The organism is Algoriphagus aquaeductus, from assembly GCF_003253485.1.
Lineage (GTDB): Bacteria > Bacteroidota > Bacteroidia > Cytophagales > Cyclobacteriaceae > Algoriphagus > Algoriphagus aquaeductus.
Window position 1 is genome coordinate 1 of record NZ_QKTX01000046.1, and the last position, 1,248, is coordinate 1,248.

General features: G+C 46.8%; 1 protein-coding gene. It reads left to right on the forward strand.

Going from position 1 to position 1,248, the window contains the following annotated elements; genetic code table 11:
* The first annotated feature begins 32 nt into the window (after positions 1 to 32).
* The gene (locus CLV31_RS21705) at positions 33 to 1,235 is read left to right on the forward strand and encodes an IS4 family transposase (protein ID WP_111395186.1); all 1,203 of its coding nucleotides are present in this window, start codon (positions 33 to 35) and stop codon (positions 1,233 to 1,235) included.
* The last annotated feature ends 13 nt before the right edge of the window (positions 1,236 to 1,248 follow it).

A 1,248-nucleotide genomic window follows, 5' to 3' on the forward strand; every position in this document is an offset into this window, starting at 1 on the left:
TTTAGGTTTACCACAACTTCAAATTACAGCGGATGAAAAATACACATTTCTTCGGACAGCCGATTTTTTCTCAACTTCTTTCTTTGATCGATAAGGGTATTGTGTCCAAAGTGGTTTCCAAAAACCAATCAGATCGGTACTACAAAAGCTTTGATACCTGGCAGCATCTGGTCACGATGCTGTACTGTTCTTTCAGCGGAGCCACCTCGCTCAGGGAGTTGTCTACGGGTCTTTTGGCTTGGCAGAACAGACTCATTCATATCGGAATACCCAAAGCACCCCGTAGGTCCACCATCTCTGACGGGAACAAGCGACGGCCAAGCGAGGTATTCAGGGAGCTCTACCTTTCACTTTTTGAGAAGTACAGGGGGCTTTTGCCGGACAGCCGACTCAAAATCGAAGTGATTCAGAAACTGTTCATTGTGGATTCGACCGTCATCAGCCTGTTCAAAGATATCCTCAAGGTGGCCGGAAGGCCCCGAAAAGATGGCAGGAGCAAAGGGGGTATCAAAGCCCACGTGATGATTCATGCGGCTGAACTGATGCCCTGCCTGGTCAGATTTACAGAAGGAAGCCGTCACGACCACACCTTCCTCAAGTATCTCCATCTGCCGGAAGGTTCATATCTAGTGATGGACAAGGGATACACAGACTATCACCAGTATGCCCAATGGACTGACAGAGGAATTTTCTTTGTGTCCAGAATGAAGAACAATGCAAAGTTTGAAAGCCTGGAAGAAATAGAACTGCCAGAAGACCGAGACCATGAAATCCTCAAAGACGAAACCATCACCGTCCAGTACACCATAGACCAGAAAAAACATCCGCTCAAACTCCGCAGGATTGCGTACTGGGACCAAAAGAACCAAAAACTGCTCATCTTCCTGACCAACAATCTGGAACTGGAGGCATCCACGGTGGCCGCTATCTACAAGCACCGCTGGCAAATCGAGCTGCTGTTCAAAAAACTCAAGCAAAACTTTCCGCTCAAATACTTCTTGGGAGACAATCAAAATGCGATAGAAATCCAGATTTGGTGTGCCCTGATCTCTTTGTTGCTAATGGAAGTAATACGAAAGCAACTCAAAAAACCTTGGGCTTTTTCCAACATGGTAGCCATCGTCAGATTCCACCTGCCCAGCTACGTCCACTTGACCAATTTCCTCAACAATCCGGAAAAAGAACTCCAGGAAAGCCTCGCAAAATCCTCCCAAATGAGCATCTTTCCAACTTAGGGGGCTTCACTTT

Excerpts from the sequence above, each read along its gene's own strand:
- CLV31_RS21705 (WP_111395186.1), top strand. The coding sequence starts at position 33 with ATGAAAAATACACATTTCTTCGGACAGCCGATTTTTTCTCAACTTCTT.